Origin of the sequence: Aromatoleum anaerobium, assembly GCF_012910705.2 — a bacterium.
Classification (GTDB): domain Bacteria; phylum Pseudomonadota; class Gammaproteobacteria; order Burkholderiales; family Rhodocyclaceae; genus Aromatoleum; species Aromatoleum anaerobium.
In genome coordinates, this window is record NZ_WTVG02000028.1 from 1 (window position 1) to 5,290 (window position 5,290).

Below are 5,290 nucleotides of genomic sequence, written 5' to 3' on the forward strand. Positions count from 1 at the left end.
GCGATTTTCAGCGTCTGCGCTCAACAAAGCAAAAAAGCCGCTTTCCGGGTGGGGGAAAGCGGCTTTTCGGCGCAAGGGGTAGTCTGACGATGACCTACTTTCGCACCCGGACGGGCACTATCATCGGCGCGCTCCTGTTTCACGGTCCTGTTCGGGATGGGAAGGGGTGGGGCCAGGAGGCTATGGTCGTCAGACTGTAAGGGGTAACAAAGCGGCGGGAAGCAAAGTGTGAGGGGGGTGTGATGCGTTTTCGGGGGGTGAGTTGTCGCGGTGTCGGATCCAGGGTTATAGGATCAAGCCTCACGGGCAATTAGTATCGGTTAGCTCAACGCATTGCTGCGCTTCCACACCCGACCTATCAACGTTGTGGTCTTCAACGACCCTTCAGGGGGCTCGAGGCCCCGGGGAAGTCTCATCTTGAGGCGAGTTTCCCGCTTAGATGCTTTCAGCGGTTATCTCTTCCGCACTTAGCTACCCGGCGATGCGACTGGCGTCACAACCGGTACACCAGGGGTGCGTCCACTCCGGTCCTCTCGTACTAGGAGCAGGTCCTCTCAAACTTCCAGCGCCCACGGCAGATAGGGACCAAACTGTCTCACGACGTTTTAAACCCAGCTCACGTACCACTTTAAATGGCGAACAGCCATACCCTTGGGACCGGCTACAGCCCCAGGATGTGATGAGCCGACATCGAGGTGCCAAACTCCGCCGTCGATGTGAACTCTTGGGCGGAATCAGCCTGTTATCCCCAGAGTACCTTTTATCCGTTGAGCGATGGCCCTTCCATACAGAACCACCGGATCACTATGACCTGCTTTCGCACCTGCTCGACTTGTCGGTCTCGCAGTCAAGCCGCCTTTTGCCATTGCACTATCAACACGATGTCCGACCGTGTCTAGGCGACCTTCGTACTCCTCCGTTACCTTTTGGGAGGAGACCGCCCCAGTCAAACTGCCTGCCATGCACGGTCCCCGACCCGGATTCACGGGCCAAGGTTAGAACCTCAACGACACCAGGGTGGTATTTCAAGGGTGGCTCCACGGAAACTGGCGTTCCCGCTTCACAGCCTCCCACCTATCCTACACAAGTCCCGTCAAAGTCCAATGCAAAGCTACAGTAAAGGTTCATGGGGTCTTTCCGTCTTGCCGCGGGGAGATTGCATCTTCACAAACATTTCAACTTCGCTGAGTCTCAGGAGGAGACAGTGTGGCCATCGTTACGCCATTCGTGCAGGTCGGAACTTACCCGACAAGGAATTTCGCTACCTTAGGACCGTTATAGTTACGGCCGCCGTTTACCGGGGCTTCGATCAAGAGCTTGCACCCCATCACTTAACCTTCCGGCACCGGGCAGGCGTCACACCGTATACGTCCACTTTCGTGTTTGCACAGTGCTGTGTTTTTAATAAACAGTCGCAGCCACCGATTCTCTGCGGCCCCTTCGCCCTTCGGCTGTGCGCCTACAAGCTAACGGGGCATACCTTCTCCCGAAGTTACGGTATCAATTTGCCGAGTTCCTTCTCCTGAGTTCTCTCAAGCGCCTGGGTATTTTCTACCTGCCCACCTGTGTCGGTTTGCGGTACGGTCGATTGTGGACTGAAGCTTAGAGGCTTTTCCTGGAAGCAGGGTATCAACCACTTCGGGCTCAAAGAGCCCTCGTCATCACGCCTCAGCTCAATCCCCGCGGATTTGCCTACGGGGCACGCCTACACGCTTAAACCGGGACGTCCAACACCCGGCTGGCCTAACCTTCTCCGTCCCCCCATCGCATCCACAACCGGTACGGGAATATTGACCCGTTTCCCATCGACTACGCATTTCTGCCTCGCCTTAGGGGCCGACTCACCCTGCGCCGATGAACGTTGCGCAGGAAACCTTGGGCTTTCGGCGAGGGAGCTTTTCACTCCCTTTATCGCTACTCATGTCAGCATTCGCACTTCCGATACCTCCAGCATCCCTCTCGAGACACCTTCGCAGGCTTACGGAACGCTCCCCTACCATCTCTTGCGAGATCCGCAGCTTCGGTTCATGGCTTGAGCCCCGTTACATCTTCCGCGCAGGACGACTCGACTAGTGAGCTATTACGCTTTCTTTAAAGGATGGCTGCTTCTAAGCCAACCTCCTAGCTGTCTGGGCCTTCCCACTTCGTTTCCCACTTAGCCATGTATTTGGGACCTTAGCTGGCGGTCTGGGTTGTTTCCCTCTTGTCCCAGGACGTTAGCACCCCAGGACTGTCTGCCGTATATCACTTTGCGGTATTCGGAGTTTGCTATCGCGGGGTAGATCGCAGTGACCCCCCCAACGATTACAGTGCTCTACCCCCGCAAGTGTCCGTACGACGCACTACCTAAATAGTTTTCGGGGAGAACCAGCTATTTCCGGATTTGTTTAGCCTTTCACCCCTATCCACAGCTCATCCCCTAATTTTTCAACATTAGTGGGTTCGGACCTCCAGTGCGTGTTACCGCACCTTCATCCTGGCCATGGATAGATCATCCGGTTTCGGGTCTACGCCCAGCAACTCAATCGCCCTTGTCAGACTCGGTTTCCCTACGCCTCCCCTATTCGGTTAAGCTCGCTACTGAACGTAAGTCGCTGACCCATTATACAAAAGGTACGCAGTCACCCCACCAGGAGGCTCCCACTGTTTGTATGCATGCGGTTTCAGGATCTATTTCACTCCCCTCCCGGGGTTCTTTTCGCCTTTCCCTCACGGTACTGGTTCACTATCGGTCGATCACGAGTATTTAGCCTTGGAGGATGGTCCCCCCATCTTCAGACAGGATTTCTCGTGTCCCGCCCTACTTGTCGCACGCTCAGACCCGCCAGCCACTTTTCGCATACGGGACTATCACCCGGTATCGTCGGACTTTCCAGACCGTTCTGCTAAATGATTGGTTTAGTCGTGCAGGCTCCTCCCCGTTCGCTCGCCACTACTTGGGGAATCTCGGTTGATTTCTGTTCCTGCGGCTACTTAGATGTTTCAGTTCGCCGCGTTCGCCTCCTCAGACCTATGGATTCAGTCTGGGATACTCCAAAAGGAGTGGGTTTCCCCATTCGGACATCGGGGGATCAAAGCTCCATTGCCAGCTCCCCCCCGCTTTTCGCAGGCTTGCACGTCCTTCATCGCCTGTGATCGCCAAGGCATCCACCACATGCACTTAGTCGCTTGATCCTATAACCATGGACCCTGTTGCCAGGGCACCACCGCCATAGACGAACTCACGCTTGTGCGCACCCACCTGCCGCTGGTTCAAAGCGCAGATGAATGCAAAAAATGCAATCACACCAACCCATGCGACAGTGCGCCTTGCGGCCCGCTGTCGCACACTTTACTTCTTCCACTTTGTTAAAGAACGCGGCCTCAAAAACCTGCCAAGGCCTAAGCCCTGCGGACACCCGATCCGCACGGCTTAGCCCTTCGACCCCCCTGCACTCACCCCAAGCGCTGGTGGAGGATGACGGGATCGAACCGTCGACCCCCTGCTTGCAAAGCAGGTGCTCTCCCAGCTGAGCTAATCCCCCCGCCCTTGATCGCTTGGTGGGTCTGGTTGGGTTCGAACCAACGACCCCCGCCTTATCAAGACGGTGCTCTAACCAGCTGAGCTACAGACCCTCATACCTTCGAGGCTCTCGTTGCCTGAACAACCGATAAGTTGTGGATACTGCGCCGCCGCGGCGTCTTCTCTTGAAAGGAGGTGATCCAGCCGCACCTTCCGATACGGCTACCTTGTTACGACTTCACCCCAGTCATGAATCTCACCGTGGTAAGCGCCCTCCCCGAAAGGTTAAGCTACCTACTTCTGGTGAAACCCACTCCCATGGTGTGACGGGCGGTGTGTACAAGACCCGGGAACGTATTCACCGCAGCATGCTGATCTGCGATTACTAGCGATTCCGACTTCACGTAGTCGAGTTGCAGACTACGATCCGGACTACGATCGGCTTTGTGGGATTGGCTCCGCCTCGCGGCTTGGCAACCCTCTGTACCGACCATTGTATGACGTGTGAAGCCCTACCCATAAGGGCCATGAGGACTTGACGTCATCCCCACCTTCCTCCGGTTTGTCACCGGCAGTCTCGCTAAAGTGCCCAACTCAATGCTGGCAATTAGCGACAAGGGTTGCGCTCGTTGCGGGACTTAACCCAACATCTCACGACACGAGCTGACGACAGCCATGCAGCACCTGTGTCCTGGCTCCCGAAGGCACTCCCGCATCTCTGCAGGATTCCAGGCATGTCAAGGGTAGGTAAGGTTTTTCGCGTTGCATCGAATTAATCCACATCATCCACCGCTTGTGCGGGTCCCCGTCAATTCCTTTGAGTTTTAACCTTGCGGCCGTACTCCCCAGGCGGTCGACTTCACGCGTTAGCTGCGTTACTCAGGAAGTTACCTTCCCGAACAACTAGTCGACATCGTTTAGGGCGTGGACTACCAGGGTATCTAATCCTGTTTGCTCCCCACGCTTTCGTGCATGAGCGTCAGTATCGGCCCAGGGGGCTGCCTTCGCCATCGGTGTTCCTCCACATATCTACGCATTTCACTGCTACACGTGGAATTCCACCCCCCTCTGCCGTACTCTAGCCGTGCAGTCACAAGCGCCGTTCCCAGGTTAAGCCCGGGGATTTCACACCTGTCTTACACAACCGCCTGCGCACGCTTTACGCCCAGTAATTCCGATTAACGCTCGCACCCTACGTATTACCGCGGCTGCTGGCACGTAGTTAGCCGGTGCTTCTTCTGACAGTACCGTCATCCAGGCTCGCTATTCACAAGCCCGATTTCTTTCCGTCTGAAAGAGCTTTACAACCCGAAGGCCTTCTTCACTCACGCGGCATGGCTGGATCAGGCTTGCGCCCATTGTCCAAAATTCCCCACTGCTGCCTCCCGTAGGAGTCTGGGCCGTGTCTCAGTCCCAGTGTGGCGGATCATCCTCTCAGACCCGCTACGGATCGTCGCCTTGGTAGGCCTTTACCCCACCAACTAGCTAATCCGACATCAGCCGCTCCAATCGCGCGAGGCCCGAAGGTCCCCCGCTTTCCCCCTCAGGGCGTATGCGGTATTAGCTACGCTTTCGCGTAGTTATCCCCCTCGACTGGGTACGTTCCGATGCATTACTCACCCGTTCGCCACTCGCCGGCAGGCCGAAGCCCCCGCTGCCGTTCGACTTGCATGTGTAAAGCATGCCGCCAGCGTTCAATCTGAGCCAGGATCAAACTCTTAAGTTCAATCCAACAAAGTACTCAAAATCATCTCTGACTTGCGAGCACTCAATCTTTGCAATGCCGAA

At 56.0% G+C, this 5,290-nt stretch carries 2 tRNA genes and 3 rRNA genes; all 5 read right to left on the reverse strand.

The annotated features are described in order from the left end of the window. Positions 1 to 81: 81 nt before the first annotated feature. The 5 genes from rrf to GO606_RS00875 all read right to left on the reverse strand — a co-directional run bounded on the left by rrf (position 82) and on the right by GO606_RS00875 (position 5,228). Positions 82 to 194, reverse strand: a 5S ribosomal RNA gene (gene rrf / locus GO606_RS00855). Between the two features lie 95 nt (positions 195 to 289). Then, a 23S ribosomal RNA gene (locus GO606_RS00860) occupies positions 290 to 3,174 on the reverse strand. 274 nt (positions 3,175 to 3,448) lie between these two features. Then, positions 3,449 to 3,524 (reverse strand) — tRNA-Ala (locus GO606_RS00865). A gap of 14 nt (positions 3,525 to 3,538) precedes the next feature. After that, positions 3,539 to 3,615: transfer RNA gene (locus GO606_RS00870), tRNA-Ile, on the reverse strand. Between the two features lie 75 nt (positions 3,616 to 3,690). Continuing rightward, positions 3,691 to 5,228, reverse strand: a 16S ribosomal RNA gene (locus GO606_RS00875). Together the 16S, 23S and 5S rRNA genes with 2 tRNA genes alongside form the textbook arrangement of a ribosomal RNA operon. Positions 5,229 to 5,290 lie beyond the last annotated feature (62 nt).